Genomic DNA, 15,789 nt, shown 5'->3' with positions numbered 1-15,789 from the left:
CTGCTTGTCTTAGTTAGTGAACTTTAGCCCCTTGTGTCCCACTTGAGCCTGACACAGAGGGAGGGGGCGGTCTTGACCCTGCCCTTGGGGCGGGGGACAGACTGGCGTCATGGAGAGTCGTGTGGGGTCGCGTCGGGTGACGCGCGGTGAGTTCGGGCGCCGGTGCGGGTTGTCGGTGAAGGCGCTGCGGTTGTACGAGTTGTCGGGGCTGTTGCTGCCGGCGGGGGTGGATCCGGCCAACGGGTACCGGTGGTATGGCGAGGATCAGGTGGAAAAGGGGCGGCTGATCGCTCTGATGCGGGCGATGGATGTGCCGTTGGCGCTGGTGGGGGAGTTGGTGGCGGGGCCGCCGGAGGTTCTGGTGGAGGGGGTGGAGCACTGGTGGGCGGCCCGGTGCGAGGAGGTGCGCTCGCGCGGGAGGGTCCTGGAGGAGTTGCGTCGGTGTCTGGGGGCGGGCCGAGGAGGGGGGCGGCCTGTTCGTGAGGTGGGGGTGCGCCGGGCCGGTCGGGCCACGGTGGTCTCGGTGCGGCGCGAGGCGGACCAGGGTGCTCTGGTGGGGGTGCTGCATGAGTGCGACCGGTGGTTGCGCGGGCATCTGGCCGGTCAGGGTGCTGTCGCGTCGCCGGAGACGTGGCTGGTGTACCACGGGTGCGTGACGCCGGACGGGGCGGCTCCGGTGGAGGTGGCGGTGCCTTTCACGGGGGTGGTGGAGCCGGAGGTGGGCATCGCCGTGGGTGTGGAGCCCGAGCGCGGTGAGGCGGTGTGTGCGGTGCGTCGGCGGGAGTGCCACTATCCGCGGATCCTGGAGTGCTATGAGGCGGTGCGCTCGTGGGTGCGGGAGCGGTCGATGGTGGTGTCGGGTCCGGTGCGGGAGGTCTATACGGCGTTGGGGCCGCACTGGGGTGGTGCGGGTGAGGGGGATGTGGTCGCCCGGGTGGCGCTTCCGGTTCGGGGGGTGTCCGATGGCGGTGTGTGAGCGGTACGGGGTGCAGTCGCCCTACAGCGATCCCGGGCGGTGGGCGCATCTGTTCGATGAGGTGGGTGCCGGTGTGGCCGAGGTGGTGCGTGTGGTGCGGGGGCTGGTGGTGCACTACCGGGCGTCGGGGCTGGAGTGGTCTCCGGAGCGGTTGGCGGAGGTGGACACGCGGTGGGTGGAGCGGGCTCTGGCGTTGGACCAGCGGCGGGGCGGCGGGGCGTTGGCGCTGGCGCGTGCTCCGCGGGAGCGGCTGGTGGGGTGCTGTCGGGACTTCACGCTGCTGGCGGTGTCGATGCTGCGCCATCAGGGGGTCGCGGCGCGCAGCCGGGTGGGGTTCGCGTCGTATCTGCGTGAGGGTTTTTGGTGCGACCACGTGGTGGTGGAGTTGTGGGACGGGGGTCGGTGGGTGGTGGCCGACGCCCAGTTGGAGCCGGGCGGGTACGGGTTCGACACGATGGATGTTCCGGTGCGGTGGGGTGGGGTCGGCGGGTGGTTCGCTTCGGCGGCGGCGGTGTGGTCGGCGCACCGGGCGGGGCGGGTGGATGTGGAGCGGTTCGGGGTGGATCCGGACCTGCCGTTGCGGGGGGAGTGGCTGGTGGCCGACTACGTGCTGCGGGAGTTGGCGCACCGCCGATGTGAGGAGTTGCTGTTGTGGGACTGCTGGGGGGTGATGGGGCCGGGGCGGGACTTGGGGTTGGTGGATGAGGTGGCGGCGCTGCTGTTGGCGGCGGACGGGGGGTGCGGGTCCGCTGAGGAGGAGTTGGCGTCCTGGTACGGGCGTGATGGCCGGCTGCGTCCGCAGGGGTGGGTGGAGTGCGTGTCGCCGTCGGGCCGGTCGGAGCGGGTGGTGCTGTGAGAGCGGTCGGGCCCGCCGTCCTGGGTGGGGCGGCGGGCCCGGGGGGTGTGGCGGGGTCAGTGGATGGAGACGGGGTCGTCTTCGTCGCGGGTGTGGGTGGTCTGGTCGGGGTGCTGGTGTTGGAGTGAGGCGCCCTCGACGTCGACGTCGGGCAGGAGGCGCTCCAGCCAGCGGGGCAGCCACCACGCCTTGTCGCCTGCCAGGTGCATCAGTGCGGGGATGAGGTACATGCGGATGACGAAGGCGTCGATGAGGACGCCGAAGGCCAGGGCGAAGCCGATGGGGCGGATCATGGCGGTGTGGGAGAAGATGAACCCGCCGAAGACGGAGACCATGATGATGGCGGCGGCGGTGACGACGGAGCGTCCGGCCTTGAGGCCCTGGCCGACGGCGGCGCGGGCCGGGGTGCCGTGGGTGTAGGCCTCGCGCATGCCCGATCCGATGAAGAGCATGTAGTCCATGGCCAGGCCGAAGAGGACGCCCACGAGGATGGTGGGCAGGAAGTTCAGGATCGGTCCGGGGGTGTGGACGCCGAAGACTTCGGAGAGCCAGCCCCACTGGTAGATGGCCACGACGCCGCCCAGGGCGGCGAAGAAGGACAGGATGAAGCCGGCGGTGGCGATGACGGGGACGAACACCGACCGGAACACCAGGACCATGATGATCAGGGACAGGCCGATGACCACGGCGAGGTAGGCGGGTAGGGCGTCGGCGAGTTTGTCGGAGATGTCGATCTTGCCGCTGGCTTGGCCGGCGACGGAGATGTCGAAGCCGCCCTCCAGTGGTGACATGGAGCGCAGTTGGTGGACGAGCTGTTCGGTGGAGGCGCTGGTGGGGCCTTCGGCGGGCAGGATCTGGAAGGCGGTCAGCGTCTGGTCGTCGGAGGTGCCGATGGGGGCGATGGCCACGACGTCGTCGAGGGCGTGGATCTGTTCGGCGATGTCGGCCTGGTGCTGGAGGAGTTCGGTGTCGTCCTGGGCGGGGGGCAGGTCGGCGACGAGTAGGAGCGGGCCGTTGGTTCCGGGGCCGAACTTGTCGGCGACGGTGGTGTAGGCCTGGTAGGCGCTGGTGTCGGGTTCTTCCGAGGAGCCGTCGGGGATGCCCAGGCGCATGTCCAGGGCCGGGACGGCCACGGCGATGAGGGCGGCGGTGGCGACCAGGACGCGCAGGAGTGCGGCCGGGGTGGACATGGCGGGGGCGGTGTGGTCGTCGGGGGTGGCGGCTTGGGCGCGGGTGCGTTCGCTGCGCTTGAGGATGCGGGTGCCGAGCAGGCCCAGGAGCGCGGGGGTGAGGGTGGTGGCGACCAGGACGGCGATGACGATGCACAGGGCGCCGACGGTGCCCATGAGGCCGAGGAAGGGGATGCCGGTGACGTTGAGGGCGAGCAGGGCGATGAAGACGGTGGTGCCGGCGAAGACGACGGCGTTGCCGGAGGTGCCGTTGGCCAGGGCGATGGAGGTGTGGACGTCGGTGCCGCGGAGGAGTTGGCGGCGGTGGCGGTGGACGATGAAGAGGCTGTAGTCGATGCCTACGGCCAGGCCGAGCATGACGCCCAGGACGGGGGTGACGGAGACCATCTCGACGGTGCCGGAGAGGGCGAGGGTGCCCAGGGCGCCGATGCCGACGCCGGTGAGGGCGGTGGCCAGGGGGAGGCCGGCTCCGGCGAGGGTGCCGAGCATGATGATGAGGACGGCGGCGGCGACGATGAGGCCGATGATCTCTCCGGTGCCGATGAGGCCGCCCAGGGGGGCGCTGAGGTCGGAGGAGTAGTCGGTGTCGACGCCGTCGAGGGGTTGTTCGTCGAAGAGGTCGACGACGCTCTGCTTGGTGTCCTCGGCGACGTCGAGCATGGGGTTGGTGAAGACGACGGAGGCGACGGCGGTGGTGTCGTCGTCGGAGACGGTCTGGATCTGGGCGGCCATGTCCATGAGGGACTGGCCCAGGTCGAGTTGCTGTTCCTGGGTGTCGAGTTCTTCGAGTTGCTGCTGGAGTTCGGCCTGTTGGGCGTCGAGTCCGGCTTGGAGGGCGGGCAGGGTGCCGGCGGCTTCGGCTTGGGTGCGTTGGGCCTGGATGCCTTGGAGGCCCTGTTCGATCTGTTGGCGGCCCTGGTCGAGTTCGGTGCGGCCGGTGGTGAGTTCGTCGGCTTCGGCGGTGCGTTGGGCCTGGGTGGTGAAGGGGTCGATGGTGGTCTGGACGCCGTCGAGGTCGGCGGCCTGGGTGAGGCGGTCGCTGATGGCCTGTCGCTGTTGTTCGGTGAGGGGGGTGTCGTCGCTGGTCTGGAAGACGATGCTGGCGGTGCCTCCGGCGGCCTGGGGCATCTGTTCTTCGAGGCGTTCGGTGACCTGGGCGGTGGGGGTGCCGGGGATGGTGAAGGTGCTGGCCAGTGCGCCCGAGCCCAGGACGTAGCCGGTGGCGGCCAGGGCCAGGAGGGCGATCCATGTGGTGATGACGGTGGCGGGCCGCCGTGCGGCCCAGTGGCCGAGGCGGTAGAGCAGTGTTGCCATGGTGGTCCTTGGTGGTGGGTGGGTGGGGTCAGTGGCCGAAGCCGTGGTGGAGGCGGGTGAGGAGTTGTTCGACCAGGGCGTGCCAGAGGGCGCGGGAGTGGTCGGTGTCGGTGGCGCCGGTCTGGTGGGCCCAGTGGCTGTAGAGGGTGCTGACGCCGATGATCACGGTGTTGACGAGGAGTTGGGTCTCCAGGGGGTCGGTGTGGGGGCGTTGGCGGGTGATGGCGTCGGTGAGGCGCTGGCTGAGGGCGGTGAATACCCGTGGCATGAGGGGGGCCTGTGCGGGGGTGGCGGTGCCTTCCATGGCGCGGGTGAGGTAGGCCATGGCGGGGACGAGGTCGGTGCGGCGCAGGGCGGCGGCGAGGTCGTCGAAGGCGGTGGGGTGGTGGGCGGGTGTGTGGGCGGTCAGGGCCAGGTAGTCGGTGACCAGGGTGTCGAGGCGGTCGGCGCACACTTCGATGAGGACGTCGGCGGTGGAGGGGAAGTGGTTGAAGACGGTGCGGCGGGCGACGTCGGCGCGTGCGGCGAGTTGGTCGGCGGTGAAGCGGCCTGAGCCGTGTTCGTGGATGAGGGCGGCCGCGGCGTCGATGATGGCGCGGCGGTGGCGTTCTTTGAGGGCGGTGCGGCGGGCCTCGTTGCGGGGCGGAGCGGTCACATTTCGACACTATGTGCATGAATGCACTGAGTGCACACTGTGGGGGATGGTGTGCGTCACAGGACTTGGGCCGGGCGCGGGCGGGTGCGCCATGATGGGCGGGTCCGGTCCGCCGTGCCGGGAGGCTTCGGCGGTCTCTTGCGCATGGCGAGGCGGTGCTCTGTTGAACACGTTGGGGGAGGCGGGGCCGCAGTGGCGCGCACACTACGCGTTGGCGGCCCGCTGGTACGCATCGGTGGTCGGGCGGTGCGGTGGGCGGTGGGAGGAGCCGGCTCTGGGCGCGTGGTCGGTGCGCGACCTGGTCGGGCACACCGGTCGGGCGCTGTCGACGGTGGAGTCCTATCTGGGGGCGTCGGGGCCGGTGGAGGTGGCCTCGGCCGCGGACTACTTTCGGATCGCTCTGGAGTCCGATCCGGAGGTGGTCGCCGAGCGCGGGCGCGCGGCGGGTGCGGCGCTGGGCTCCGATCCGGCCGCGGGTGCGCGTGAGTTGGCCGGGCGGGTGCCGGGGGTGGTGGAGGCGGCGGGTGAGGGTGCGCTGGTGGCGACACCGTTCGGGGTGATGGAGCTGGCCGAGTACCTGCCCACGCGCACGTTCGAGCTGGTGGTGCACACCGGTGATGTGTGTGCGGCGCTGGGGGAGCGGGCCGATCCGCCGGAGGGGGCGGCGCGGTCGGTGCTGGCGCTGGCCGGGGTGTTGGCGGGGGACCGGCTGGGTGTGGTGCTGGGGGCTCTGACCGGGCGCGCCGCGCTGCCCGCCGGGTTCAGTGTGCTGGGCGGGCAGCGGTGATCGGTGTTGCTGGTCAGGCGCCGGTGTAGTCGGCCAGGTGCTGGGCGGTGAGGGTGGCGCGGGAGGCGACCAGGTCGGCGGGGGTGCCTTCGAAGACGATGCGGCCGCCGTCGTGGCCGGCGCCGGGGCCCAGGTCGATGATGTGGTCGGCGTGGGCCATGACGGCCTGGTGGTGTTCGATGGCGATGACGGTGGCGCCGGAGTCGACGAGGCGGTCGAGCAGGCCCAGGAGCTGGTCGACGTCGGCCAGGTGCAGGCCGGTGGTGGGTTCGTCGAGGATGTAGACGTCGCCTTGGCCGGCCATCTGCGCGGCGAGTTTGATGCGTTGGCGTTCGCCGCCGGAGAGGGTGGTCAGGGGCTGGCCGAGCCTGAGGTAGCCCAGGCCGACGTCGGACAGGCGGGTGAGGACCTTGTGCGCGGCGGGGGTGCGGGCCTCTCCTGCGGCGAAGAACTCCCGGGCCTGGGCCACGGACATGGCCAGGACCTGGCTGATGTCGCGGCCGCCCAGGCGGTGTTCGAGGACGGAGGCCTGGAAGCGCCTGCCCTCGCATTCCTCGCACGGGGTGGCCACGCCGGCCATCATGGCCAGGTCGGTGTAGAGCACTCCGGCGCCCTTGCAGGTGGGGCAGGCGCCTTCGGAGTTGGCACTGAACAGGGAGGGCTTGACGCCGTTGGCCTTGGCGAAGGCCTTGCGGACGGGGTCGAGCAGCCCGGTGTAGGTGGCGGGGTTGGAGCGGCGCGATCCGCGGATGGCGCTCTGGTCGACGGTGATGACGCCTTCGCGGCCCGAGAGCGAGCCGTGGATGAGGGAGCTCTTGCCCGAGCCGGCCACGCCGGTGACGACGGTGAGCACGCCCCGGGGGATGTCGGTGTCGACGCCGCGCAGGTTGTGGGTGCGGGCGTCGCGGATGGGCAGGGTGCCGGTGGGGGTGCGCACCTTGTCCTTGAGGGCGGCGCGGTCGTCGAGGTGGCGGCCGGTGAGGGTGGTGCTGGCGCGCAGTCCTTCGACGGTGCCTTCGAAGCAGACGGTGCCGCCTGCGGTTCCGGCGCCGGGGCCCAGGTCGACGATGTGGTCGGCGGCGGTGATGACCTCGGGTTTGTGTTCGACGACCAGGACGGTGTTGCCCTTGTCGCGCAGTTGGCGCAGCAGGTCGTTCATGCGTTGGATGTCGTGGGGGTGCAGTCCGCTGGTGGGTTCGTCGAAGACGTAGGTGACGTCGGTGAGGGAGGAGCCCAGGTGGCGGATCATCTTGGTGCGCTGGGCCTCGCCGCCGGAGAGGGTGCCTGCGGGGCGGTCCAGGGAGAGGTAGCCCAGGCCGATGTCGACGAAGGAGTCCAGGGTGCGGGCCAGGTTGGCCAGCAGGGGGGCGACGGAGGGTTCGTCGAGTGCGCGCACCCACGCGGCGAGGTCGCTGATCTGCATGGCGCAGGCGTCGGCGATGCTGATGCCGTCGATCTTGGCGGAGCGGGCGGCGGGGTTGAGGCGGGTGCCCTCGCAGTCGGGGCAGTCGGTGAAGGTGATGGCGCGGTCCACGAAGGCGCGGATGTGGGGCTGCATGGCTTCGCGGTCCTTGGACAGGAACGACTTGGTGATCTTGGGGATCAGGCCCTCGTAGGTGATGTTGATGCCCTCGACCTTGATCTTGGTGGGTTCCTTGTGCAGGAGGTCGTCGAGTTCGCGGGGGGTGAAGTCGGCGATGGGCTTGTCGGGGTCGAAGTAGCCGCAGCCGCGGAAGATGCGGCCGTACCAGCCGTCGGGGCTGTAGGTGGGGACGGTGAGGGCGCCTTCGTTGAGGGACTTGTCGCGGTCGTAGAGCTGGGTGTGGTCGAAGTCGGTGACCGAGCCGCGGCCCTCGCAGCGCGGGCACATGCCGCCGGTGATGTGGAAGTCGCGGCGTTCCTTGACGGTCGTGCCGCCGCGCTGGAGGGTGACGGCTCCGGCGCCGCTGATGGAGGCGACGTTGAAGGAGAAGGCCTGGGCGGAGCCGATGTGGGGTCGGCCGATGCGGCTGAACAGGACGCGCAGCATGGCGTTGGCGTCGGTGGCGGTGCCGACGGTGGAGCGGGGGTCGGCGCCCATGCGTTCCTGGTCGACGATGATGGCGGTGGTCAGGCCGTCGAGCAGGTCGACGTCGGGGCGGGCCAGGGTGGGCATGAAGCCCTGGACGAAGGTGCTGTAGGTCTCGTTGATCATGCGCTGGGACTCGGCGGCGATGGTGGCGAACACCAGGGAGCTCTTGCCTGAGCCGGAGACGCCGGTGAAGACCGTCAGGCGGCGTTTGGGCAGTTCGACGCTGATGTCCTTGAGGTTGTTCTCGCGGGCGCCGTGGACGCGGATCAGGTCGTGGCGGTCGGCGGGGTGGGGCGTGCTCATCGTGTTCTCCGTGGTCTGGGATGTGGTTTCCGGTCCGGGGGCCGCGGCGGGTGCGGCCCCCGGACCGTGGTTCAGGACCGTTGCTGGATGCGGATCAGGTTGCCGGCGGGGTCGCGGACGGCGCAGTCGCGGATGCCGTAGGGCTGGTCGGTGGGTTCCTGGACGATCTCGGCGTCGGTGGCCTGGAGCGTGTCGAAGGTGGCGTCGAGGTCGGCGGTGGCCAGGAGGAGGCCGGCGTAGGTGCCCTTGGCCATCATCTCGGTGATGGTGCGGCGTTCGGCTTCGGTGGTGCCGGGGGCGGCTCCGGCGGGGGTGAGGACGATGGAGGTTTCGGGTTGGTCCGGGGGGCCGACGGTGAGCCAGCGCATGCCTCCGTAGCCGACGTCGTTGCGGACTTCGAAGCCGAGGGTGTCGCGGTAGAAGGCCAGGGCGGTGTCGGGGTCGTCGTGGGGCAGGAAGCTGGCGTGGATGGTGATGTCCATGGCGGTCAGCGTAGGTGGGGCCGTGCGGCGGGTGCTTCTCGATTCCTGATCGGTCGGGTGACCTGGTGGGCCAGGCACGGGGGGATGCCGTCGGTGGTGGGGGCGGCGTGGTCGCGGTAGGCGCTGGGGGTGGCGCCGACCAGTTCGGTGAAGCGGGTGCTGAAGGTGCCCAGGGAGGTGAAGCCGACGGTGAAGCACACCTGGGTGACGGTGAGGTCGCCGCGGCGCAGCAGGGCCATGGCGCGTTCGACGCGGCGGGTCATGAGGTAGGCGTAGGGGGGTTCGCCGTAGGCGCGGCGGAAGAGGCGGCTGAGGTGTCCGGCGGACATGTGGACGCCGCGGGCGAGGTCTTCGACGTTGAGCGGCTGGGCGTGGTCGCGGTCGATGCGGTCGCGGACGCGGCGCAGGCGGGCGAGGTCGGCCAGGTGCGGCGCGGGGGCGGGTCGGGTGCTCACCTGCGCCATCGTGCCATGGGGTGGGGACGGTCGGGGTGCGCTGCGGCGTGGTCGGGTTCGGGTAACGGTAGGTTTCGGGGGGCTTGCCGTGTTCGTGATGTGGTTCTGGCACACTCGTACGGGTCTTTCGTTCTGAAGGAGCTCCCCCATGGACGTTTTCCCCCTTCCTGTGTGGTGGGTGATCGCTGCGGTCGCGGTGGCCGTCACGGCCCTGGCGGTGGCTGCGATGCGCCGGGCCGGGTCCCGTCGGCGCCCCGGTGCGGTCCGTGGGCCGGGGGCGGGGAGGTCCCTGCCCGGGGGGTACGTGGTGGCCACGGCGGTGATCGCGGTGGTGGCGCTGGCGCTGATCCTGGTGGCGTTCACCATGAGCTATGCGGCGCTGTACCAGGCGGCCACGTGGCTGAAGGATACGCAGTTGCGGGCGATCAACGGGGGGGACCTGCGGTTCCTGTTCCCGCTCGGGATCGATGCGGTGATCGTCTACTTCCTGGCGATGGACCTTTTGATGGAGTGGCAGGGGCGCCGCCATCCGCTGAACCGGTGGGCGGCCTACACTCTGTCGGCGATCACGATCGTGTTGAACGTGTCGCAGGGTGAGGAGACGACGGCGTCGTATCTGGGGCACGCGGGGCCGCCGGTGGTGATCATCCTGATCGCCGAGGGTGTGGCGGCGTGGGTGCGGCATCTGGCTGGTTTGGCGCACGGGCAGGCGGCGGACCGGATCCCGGTGGGCCGGTGGGTGGCCCATCCGGTGTCGACGGCGCGGGTGGCGCGGTTGATGCTGGGGTGGGGGATCGGTTCGTATCCGCAGGCGCTGGAGCGCGAGCAGCGCCGCCAGTTGGCCTATGCGATGCTGCGTGAGCAGTACGGGCGGGCGTGGCGGCGGCGTACGCCGCGGCATCTGCGGTGGATGCTCGACAACGGCTATGAGCTGGACACCGCCTATGAGCTGACGCGGGCGATGACGGCGTCGGCGGTGGCGATGAGTGCTGACGAGGTGGCGGTGCTCTCGGGTGGGCGGCCCGCGGTGGCGGCCGCGCGGCGCTCCGAGCCGGAGGTGGTGGCCGCTCCCCGGGGTGAGGAGCGCGGGGCCGTGGTGCGCCGGGAGCAGGCGCGGCGGGTGCGGGAGCCCGCCGGGGAGGTGGAGCGGCCCCGCGAGAGGCCCCGTGAACGTCCTCGGGAGCGGGAGAGGGGCGCTGTTGCCGGGGCGGCCGCGGCGGAGCAGGCGGGGCTGTCGCCGGAGGAGAAGCGTCAGCGGGTGCGTGAGCTGGTGCGTGAGCGGCCGGGGATCACCGACGCCGAGTTGGCGGCCTCCATTGGTGCTTCGCGGCGTACCGCGCGCCGCTACCGGGACGAGCTGTCGGCGCAGGAGGGTGCGGGCGGCGGTGCGGATCCGGCGTCGGTGTCGGCGGTGACCAGTAGTTGGCCCAAGGTGGAGCAGCCCGCGTCGCAGCGGTGAGGGGCCGTTCTACTCCTGGGTGTCGAAGCGTGCGCGTGCCTCGTCGATGGCGCTCTTGTGGCGGGCGCTCCAGCGCAGGAGTTCCTCCACGGGTGCGCGCAGGGTCTTGCCCAGGGGTGTGATGGCGTATTCGACCGCTACGGGTCGGGTGTGGACGACGGTGCGTTCGACGATGCCGTTGCGTTCGAGTCTTCGCAGTGTGGTGGTGAGGGATTTCTGTGTGACGGCGGGGATGGCGCGGCGCAGCTGGTTGAAGCGGCAGGGGCTCTCGCACAGGCGGTTGAGGACCTCCATGGACCATGTGTCGAGGATGTGGGCGAGGAGTTCGCGGTGCTCGGCGGTGATGTGCAGTGGCGGGGCGGTATCGGCCATGACACCTGGTTCCGTTGAAGTGACTTTCGGATACAAGGTATCAAAGGGATACCTGTAAGGCGAGGTTCCGAAGGAGCTGGTGATGGCCGTTCGACTGTTCTCCCCCGAAGGTATGGCCCAGCCCGTCCCCTACCACCACGTGGCGGTCGGCACGGGCACCCGGCAGGTGCACGTCAGCGGCCAGGTGGGCGGCGCCGACGGCGGGCTGGCCGCCCAGACGGCCCAGGCGCTGCGCAACACCGCGAGGGGTCTGGCGGGCGCTGGCGCGGGTATGGCTGACGTGGTGCGCCTGACGTTCTACGTCGCGGGGTGGCGGCCCGAGCAGATGGCGGAGCTCATGGAGGGTGTGGAGCGGGCCGCGGGCGAGCTGGGGATGGCGCTCCCCCTGCCCCCGGCGTCGCTGATCGGGGTGGAGTCCCTCTTCGAGCCTGGTGTCCTGGTGGAGGTGGAGGCGACTGCCGTCCTGGACTGATCGGGGCGGCGGCGGGCAGGTACGGGAGGGGCCGCTCGCGGCCCGTTTGGTGCGAAAGGAGGCCGCCCGTGTACGACGGTCAGGAGGGCAAGCCCCTGGTCGGCGACGGTGTCACCCCGGGCATCGTGCGGGTGGGCGCGACCGTGCGGCGCCCGGTGCGGCCCTTCACCGCCACGGTCCAGGCCTACCTGGCCCATCTGCACCGGTCGGGGTTCACCGCGGCGCCGGTCCCGCTGGGCACCGACGGCCGGGGGCGGGAGGTGCTCACCTACGTGAGCGGCGACGTTCCCCGCGAGCCGCTGCCCGCGTCGGCGGCGGGGGAGGAGGTCCTGGTCGCGCTGGCCCGCCTGGTGCGGTGCCTGCACGACGCCGCCCAGGGCTGGGCCGTGCCGGCGGATGCGGTCTGGGGTTCCCTTCCCGGATCGTCGGCCGCCGTCCTGGACCCGCTCGGACGCGGTCCCGAACTGGTCGGCCACCGTGACTACTGCCCGGGCAACGTGGTCTTCCGCCACGGCCTGCCCGCCGCCCTCATCGACTTCGACCTGGCCCGGCCCACCACGCGCCTGGCCGAGATCGCCAACGCCCTGTACTGGTGGGTGCCGCTGCTGGACCCGCGCGACCGCGCCCCGGCCTTCGCCGGCCTGGACGCGGCCCGCCGTGTCGCGGTCTTCGCCGACGCCTACGGCATGACCGGGGGCCAGCGCGCGGACCTGGTGCCGATGGCGGCGGCGATGATCGGCTGCTTCCACGCGGGGGCGCGCGCCGCCGCGGACCGCGACCCGGTGTTTCGCCGCCTGTGGGAGGAGGGTGTCAGGGACCGCATGCCCCGGGCCCGGGCGTGGATCGCGCGGGAGGGCCCCGCCATCGCCGGACGGCTCGCCGGCCGCCGCTAGCGCCCTGGCGCGGCCGCTGTGCCGTGGGGACGGGCCCGGGGTGTTTGCTGCGGCCACCGGTCCAGGCCGGAAAAGCCGGGTGTTCGTCGGTGGCCGGCTGTAGCGTCGAGGCGTCCGGTACAGGCGTGAGAAGGGGAAGGGGGCACGGGGTATGGCGGTCCAGCGGATGGACAACGTGCTCGTTGTGGTCGAGGATCTGGATGCGGCGATCGCGTTCTTCGTCGAGCTCGGTCTGGAGCTGGAGGGCAGGGCACCGGTGGAGGGGTCCTGGGTGGAGCGGGTCATCGGGATCGAGGGGGTGCGGCAGGAGATCGCGATGCTGCGTACCCCCGACGGCCACGGCCGGGTGGAGCTGGCGATGTTCCACACCCCCGAGGCGGTCGCCGCCGAGCCCGGTGAGGCCCCGGCCAACACGCTGGGCCTGCGCCGTGTCATGTTCGCCGTCGACGACGTCGAGGACACCGTGGCCCGCCTGCGCACCCGCGGCGCGCGGCTCGTCGGCGAAGTGGCGCGGTACGGGGACAGCTACCGGCTCTGCTACGTCCGCGGTCCCGAGGGAATCATCGTGGGACTGGCCGAGCAGCTCGGCTGAGGGGCCGCGGGCCCCGGGCCTTCCGTGGACGCGAACCCTTGGGTACAGCCGAAGCTGTACCCGTCGCGTTTTCGGTGGCCCGGGGGGAGGGGGCCGGCGGGTGCCAACGAAACAGGGGGCACCCCCTCCCCTTTGTGTATCATTACATGTTGTAACACCTTATAAGGCCCGCTTATCGGAGGCCAGGATCCGGAGCTTTCGTGGCGTATTTGCGTTGGGCTTTGGCTTATTACGTTATTAAGTAACGTTACAAACCAAACGAAACAAGTGAGAGCCGCACAGCCCGGCCCGTGTCGGCGTAGCCTGTCCCTGCCTACCGACAGCACACGGCACCGACACGGGGAAGTACGTGTGCACGTCCTCGACGATCCGGACGGCCTGGCCACCGACTTCCTCGGTGTCCGCGACCGTACGGGGGGCGAGGAGGATCGCCGAAGAAATTCCCGTTAGCGGCCTGACCTCCGCTTCGGTTCGGTGACGGGCCGATTCTGGGCATCCCGGGGGCCATGCGTTCTGGCCCATGCCACATTCGTCCGGTACTCCGTCCGTCCCCCTTCTTCTTGGCTTACCGCTCCCGGACTTCACGGGCGCTGAGCGCCCGGACACGAGAAAAGCCCCGCACCCCGGGGTTCCGGGGCGCGGGGCTTCATGGTGTGGCGGGGTCAGGCGGGGCCGTTACCCCTTTCGGGCTTACTTGGTTCGCCTCCGTCAGAGGGTCTTGCCCTCCTCCACGAGCGAGTTCAGGCCCTCGGGATTGGCCCCGACCACTTCGCCGACCTTCTGCCCCTTCTGGAAGAGCATGAAGGTCGGCATGGCCCTGACGCCCACCTCCTGTGCGATGTCTCCCTGGTCGTCGACGTCGACGGAGTAGTACCCGATCCCGGCGTTGTCCGGCTTGTTGGAGAGGTCCTCGAACTTCGGCCTGATCAACCTGCACGGGCTGCTCCAGACGGCCCAGAAGTCGATGAGGGTCGGCTTGTCGCCCTCGATGATCTGCCGGAACTCGGTGATGTTCGTGATCGGGGTGACGGACATGCTCGGGCACCTCACTCATTCTGACAAAAAGAAAACAATTGACTACCCAGGGTAATGGTAGGGCGTGCGGGGCTCTCTCACAAACGACCGGTTGTGAGAGGTCAGAGAGGCCCCCGGTGTGGTCCCGGTTTGCCTAGGTGGTCGTTCGCAGAACTCCTCTCAGAACCTTGGTTTTCTGAGAAGGGGTTCTGAGAGACTCCTGTCATGGAGCTGACCCCCGATCAGGCCGCGAGCGCGGTCGAGCGCCACGACTGCCCCAAGTGCGAAGCCCCGGCGGGAAGCGCGTGCCGCACCCGCGGTGGCAAGACCGCGAGCAGGTACCACACGGCCCGGTTCATCCTCGTGCCCGCGCTGCGCGAGGAACTTGAGGTCGGCGTTCCCGGGACCCGGGGCCCTGGCAAGCCATGGAAGCAGGGGCCGGCGCTCGAGCACGCACCAGCCGCCGAGGCTTCTGGGGCGCCGATCCGGATCGGCTACGCCTGCTGCTCGACCGCCCAGCAGGAACTGGCCAGCCAGCTCGAAGCCCTGGAGGCGGCGCACTGCAAGCGGATCTTCTCCGAGAAGATCAGCACCCGCGTCAAGGTCCGCCCCGAACTCGAGGCGGCTCTGGCCTTGGCGCGCGACATCAAGCAGGCCGCCCCCGACCAGGTGGTAGTCCTGACCGTCCACGAGCTCAAGCGTTTGGCCCGCAACGCCGCCGAACTGATGGCGCTCTCTGCCCAGCTCCAGACCGACGACGTCCAGCTCGAACTCCTCACCGGACCGCTCACCGGCGTCTACGACCCCAACGGCATGGGCTCGATGCTTTTCGCAGTCCTGGCCGTGGCGGGGCTTGAGCAGCAACCGAACGGCCAGTGGCGTTAGCGCGCCGCCGAAGCGCCGCCCTGCTGTCGACGAGCATGCGGATGTCAACCGAACTGGGTTCTGGCACTGATCTTGTGGAGCGTCACGGTCCGTGACTCAGACGGAGTAGTCGCAGGAGTACTTCATCCACCTTCCGAAGCGCGGACGTGGACCAGAAACACAGGTCTCCATGACTCTTCGTGAGCAAACCACAAGATCAGTGCCAGAACCCCGAACTGTCAGTGGTGCGAGCACGAAAGTGTCAGTGATCTGCGGAGCAGACCGGACTCGATAGCGTCTGGGCATGCAAGAGACGCAGGAACACGCGGTCCTGTTCGTCCGCACGTGGGCCGAGGCAGTGATCAGGCAGGTCGAACGAGTCAATGAAGCTCGCGAGAAGTTCCATGTGGATGCCAGGAACTACGAGCGGATGGAGGACTGGAGTCCTAGCGAGGAGGACGTCGACCGGGCCTTCAGGGCGCTCTGGGCCGAGGAACACACCCTGGTCTGGGCGGCACATCAGCTTGAGCAGTGGCGTATTCGCCTAGGTCAACTGCGCAAGCGAGACGGTGTCGCCAGAGACAAGACCCTGGCCAGTCTTCGTAACGCCTTGGAACACCTGGTGGAAGCCGAATTCCAGGATGGCTATGCCGTTCCGAAGGAGGGGCGAAGCACATTCGGCGGTGGCCGTGGGAAAGGTCGGGGGCTGGCGAGCTTGCCGGACGGGCGGCTGGAGATCTCTACGGGTGGGCCTGCGGTCTTCGATCTGCTTGATGCGAACGAAGTCGAGAGGGTCGCTCTCCACCAGGTCCAAGCGATTGAGGGAGAACTGGAACAAGACTCGGTGGACCGATACCTGAGCCTGCTGGAAGACTTGGCCGACTAGGCTCACCCGCCCACAGCACGCCGTGTCGCCTCCGACCGTAGTTCCTTCAGGTCGGGGATGTGGTTGTACAGCGTCCCCGGGCTGATCCCGAGCAGCTTGGCGATGGAGGTCACCGAGTACTCGGGGTTGGGGAGCATGTCGCGGGCCG

General features: G+C 70.1%; 17 protein-coding genes. 9 read left to right on the top strand and 8 right to left on the bottom strand.

Annotation, left to right across the window (positions count from 1 at the left end):
- The first annotated feature begins 109 nt into the window (after nt 1-109).
- Together ACFHWE_RS22820 and ACFHWE_RS22815 are read left to right on the top strand one after the other, a co-directional pair.
- Complete coding sequence (locus ACFHWE_RS22820; RefSeq protein WP_416603923.1) at nt 110-976, top strand: MerR family transcriptional regulator; 867 nt, start codon at nt 110-112, stop codon at nt 974-976.
- On the top strand, nt 963-1,832 hold the full coding sequence (locus tag ACFHWE_RS22815; protein WP_416603922.1) for a transglutaminase-like domain-containing protein: 870 nt from the start codon (nt 963-965) through the stop codon (nt 1,830-1,832). The genes ACFHWE_RS22820 and ACFHWE_RS22815 overlap by 14 nt, the downstream gene beginning before the upstream one ends.
- Nucleotides 1,833-1,888: 56 nt before the next feature.
- On the opposite strand, the gene ACFHWE_RS22810 is transcribed toward ACFHWE_RS22815, so the two are convergent.
- Together ACFHWE_RS22810 and ACFHWE_RS22805 are read right to left on the bottom strand one after the other, a co-directional pair.
- A complete protein-coding gene (locus ACFHWE_RS22810; RefSeq protein WP_416603921.1) occupies nt 1,889-4,336 on the bottom strand; it encodes an MMPL family transporter in 2,448 nt (815 codons plus the stop codon).
- A gap of 28 nt (nt 4,337-4,364) precedes the next feature.
- The gene (locus ACFHWE_RS22805; protein WP_416603920.1) at nt 4,365-4,991 is read right to left on the bottom strand and encodes a TetR/AcrR family transcriptional regulator; all 627 of its coding nucleotides are present in this window, start codon (nt 4,989-4,991) and stop codon (nt 4,365-4,367) included.
- Between the two features lie 163 nt (nt 4,992-5,154).
- On the opposite strand from ACFHWE_RS22805, the gene ACFHWE_RS22800 reads away from it, so the two are divergent.
- Nucleotides 5,155-5,778 (top strand): maleylpyruvate isomerase N-terminal domain-containing protein, encoded by a 624-nt coding sequence (locus tag ACFHWE_RS22800; protein WP_416603919.1) that lies wholly within the window; start codon nt 5,155-5,157, stop codon nt 5,776-5,778.
- A gap of 13 nt (nt 5,779-5,791) precedes the next feature.
- Here ACFHWE_RS22800 and ACFHWE_RS22795 read toward each other — a convergent pair whose 3' ends face one another.
- The 3 genes from ACFHWE_RS22795 to ACFHWE_RS22785 all read right to left on the bottom strand — a co-directional run bounded on the left by ACFHWE_RS22795 (nt 5,792) and on the right by ACFHWE_RS22785 (nt 9,098).
- Entirely contained in the window at nt 5,792-8,152 is a 2,361-nt protein-coding gene (locus ACFHWE_RS22795) for an ATP-binding cassette domain-containing protein (protein ID WP_416603918.1), read from the bottom strand.
- Between the two features lie 71 nt (nt 8,153-8,223).
- A complete protein-coding gene (locus ACFHWE_RS22790; RefSeq protein WP_416603917.1) occupies nt 8,224-8,634 on the bottom strand; it encodes a VOC family protein in 411 nt (136 codons plus the stop codon).
- Nucleotides 8,635-8,639: 5 nt separating this feature from the next.
- Nucleotides 8,640-9,098 (bottom strand): helix-turn-helix transcriptional regulator, encoded by a 459-nt coding sequence (locus ACFHWE_RS22785; RefSeq protein ID WP_416603916.1) that lies wholly within the window; start codon nt 9,096-9,098, stop codon nt 8,640-8,642.
- 139 nt (nt 9,099-9,237) lie between these two features.
- Between ACFHWE_RS22785 and ACFHWE_RS22780 the strand changes: the two genes are divergently transcribed.
- Nucleotides 9,238-10,548 (top strand): DUF2637 domain-containing protein, encoded by a 1,311-nt coding sequence (locus ACFHWE_RS22780; protein WP_416603915.1) that lies wholly within the window; start codon nt 9,238-9,240, stop codon nt 10,546-10,548.
- A 9-nt stretch (nt 10,549-10,557) separates the two neighbouring features.
- On the opposite strand, the gene ACFHWE_RS22775 is transcribed toward ACFHWE_RS22780, so the two are convergent.
- Nucleotides 10,558-10,920 (bottom strand): winged helix-turn-helix transcriptional regulator, encoded by a 363-nt coding sequence (locus tag ACFHWE_RS22775; RefSeq protein ID WP_416603914.1) that lies wholly within the window; start codon nt 10,918-10,920, stop codon nt 10,558-10,560.
- An 82-nt stretch (nt 10,921-11,002) separates the two neighbouring features.
- Between ACFHWE_RS22775 and ACFHWE_RS22770 the strand changes: the two genes are divergently transcribed.
- From ACFHWE_RS22770 to ACFHWE_RS22760, 3 genes are all read left to right on the top strand, one after another.
- Nucleotides 11,003-11,392 carry a RidA family protein gene (locus ACFHWE_RS22770; RefSeq protein ID WP_416603913.1) on the top strand — a complete coding sequence of 130 codons (390 nt, stop codon included), beginning with the start codon at nt 11,003-11,005 and terminating at the stop codon, nt 11,390-11,392.
- A 68-nt stretch (nt 11,393-11,460) separates the two neighbouring features.
- Entirely contained in the window at nt 11,461-12,285 is an 825-nt protein-coding gene (locus tag ACFHWE_RS22765; protein ID WP_416603912.1) for a phosphotransferase, read from the top strand.
- A gap of 166 nt (nt 12,286-12,451) precedes the next feature.
- Complete coding sequence (locus ACFHWE_RS22760; RefSeq protein WP_416603925.1) at nt 12,452-12,877, top strand: VOC family protein; 426 nt, start codon at nt 12,452-12,454, stop codon at nt 12,875-12,877.
- Between the two features lie 708 nt (nt 12,878-13,585).
- Here the strand turns inward: ACFHWE_RS22760 and ACFHWE_RS22755 are convergent.
- Entirely contained in the window at nt 13,586-13,912 is a 327-nt protein-coding gene (locus ACFHWE_RS22755) for a thioredoxin family protein (RefSeq protein WP_416603911.1), read from the bottom strand.
- 204 nt (nt 13,913-14,116) lie between these two features.
- Between ACFHWE_RS22755 and ACFHWE_RS22750 the strand changes: the two genes are divergently transcribed.
- Together ACFHWE_RS22750 and ACFHWE_RS22745 are read left to right on the top strand one after the other, a co-directional pair.
- Nucleotides 14,117-14,776: a recombinase family protein gene (locus ACFHWE_RS22750; RefSeq protein WP_416603910.1), complete on the top strand. Its 660-nt coding sequence runs from the start codon at nt 14,117-14,119 to the stop codon at nt 14,774-14,776.
- A gap of 283 nt (nt 14,777-15,059) precedes the next feature.
- Entirely contained in the window at nt 15,060-15,641 is a 582-nt protein-coding gene (locus ACFHWE_RS22745) for a hypothetical protein (RefSeq protein ID WP_416603909.1), read from the top strand.
- 2 nt (nt 15,642-15,643) lie between these two features.
- On the opposite strand, the gene ACFHWE_RS22740 is transcribed toward ACFHWE_RS22745, so the two are convergent.
- Nucleotides 15,644-15,778, bottom strand: a complete 135-nt coding sequence (locus ACFHWE_RS22740; protein WP_416603924.1) for an ArsR family transcriptional regulator — start codon at nt 15,776-15,778, stop codon at nt 15,644-15,646.
- Between the last annotated feature and the right edge of the window lie 11 nt (nt 15,779-15,789).

It is taken from the genome of Nocardiopsis sp. LOL_012 (assembly GCF_048060475.1).
Lineage (GTDB): Bacteria > Actinomycetota > Actinomycetes > Streptosporangiales > Streptosporangiaceae > Nocardiopsis.
This window is presented reverse-complemented; position numbering and strand designations above follow the sequence as displayed.

Bases quoted from the DNA above. Each gene is read 5' to 3' on its own strand.
- ACFHWE_RS22820 (WP_416603923.1), top strand. From the start codon at position 110: ATGGAGAGTCGTGTGGGGTCGCGTCGGGTGACGCGCGGTGAGTTCGGG.
- ACFHWE_RS22815 (WP_416603922.1), top strand. From the start codon at position 963: ATGGCGGTGTGTGAGCGGTACGGGGTGCAGTCGCCCTACAGCGATCCC.
- ACFHWE_RS22810 (WP_416603921.1), bottom strand. From the start codon at position 4,336: ATGGCAACACTGCTCTACCGCCTCGGCCACTGGGCCGCACGGCGGCCC.
- ACFHWE_RS22795 (WP_416603918.1), bottom strand. From the start codon at position 8,152: ATGAGCACGCCCCACCCCGCCGACCGCCACGACCTGATCCGCGTCCAC.
- ACFHWE_RS22790 (WP_416603917.1), bottom strand. From the start codon at position 8,634: ATGGACATCACCATCCACGCCAGCTTCCTGCCCCACGACGACCCCGAC.
- ACFHWE_RS22785 (WP_416603916.1), bottom strand. From the start codon at position 9,098: ATGGCGCAGGTGAGCACCCGACCCGCCCCCGCGCCGCACCTGGCCGAC.
- ACFHWE_RS22780 (WP_416603915.1), top strand. From the start codon at position 9,238: ATGGACGTTTTCCCCCTTCCTGTGTGGTGGGTGATCGCTGCGGTCGCG.
- ACFHWE_RS22775 (WP_416603914.1), bottom strand. From the start codon at position 10,920: ATGGCCGATACCGCCCCGCCACTGCACATCACCGCCGAGCACCGCGAA.
- ACFHWE_RS22770 (WP_416603913.1), top strand. From the start codon at position 11,003: ATGGCCGTTCGACTGTTCTCCCCCGAAGGTATGGCCCAGCCCGTCCCC.
- ACFHWE_RS22760 (WP_416603925.1), top strand. From the start codon at position 12,452: ATGGACAACGTGCTCGTTGTGGTCGAGGATCTGGATGCGGCGATCGCG.
- ACFHWE_RS22755 (WP_416603911.1), bottom strand. From the start codon at position 13,912: ATGTCCGTCACCCCGATCACGAACATCACCGAGTTCCGGCAGATCATC.
- ACFHWE_RS22750 (WP_416603910.1), top strand. From the start codon at position 14,117: ATGGAGCTGACCCCCGATCAGGCCGCGAGCGCGGTCGAGCGCCACGAC.
- ACFHWE_RS22745 (WP_416603909.1), top strand. From the start codon at position 15,060: ATGCAAGAGACGCAGGAACACGCGGTCCTGTTCGTCCGCACGTGGGCC.
- ACFHWE_RS22740 (WP_416603924.1), bottom strand. From the start codon at position 15,778: ATGCTCCCCAACCCCGAGTACTCGGTGACCTCCATCGCCAAGCTGCTC.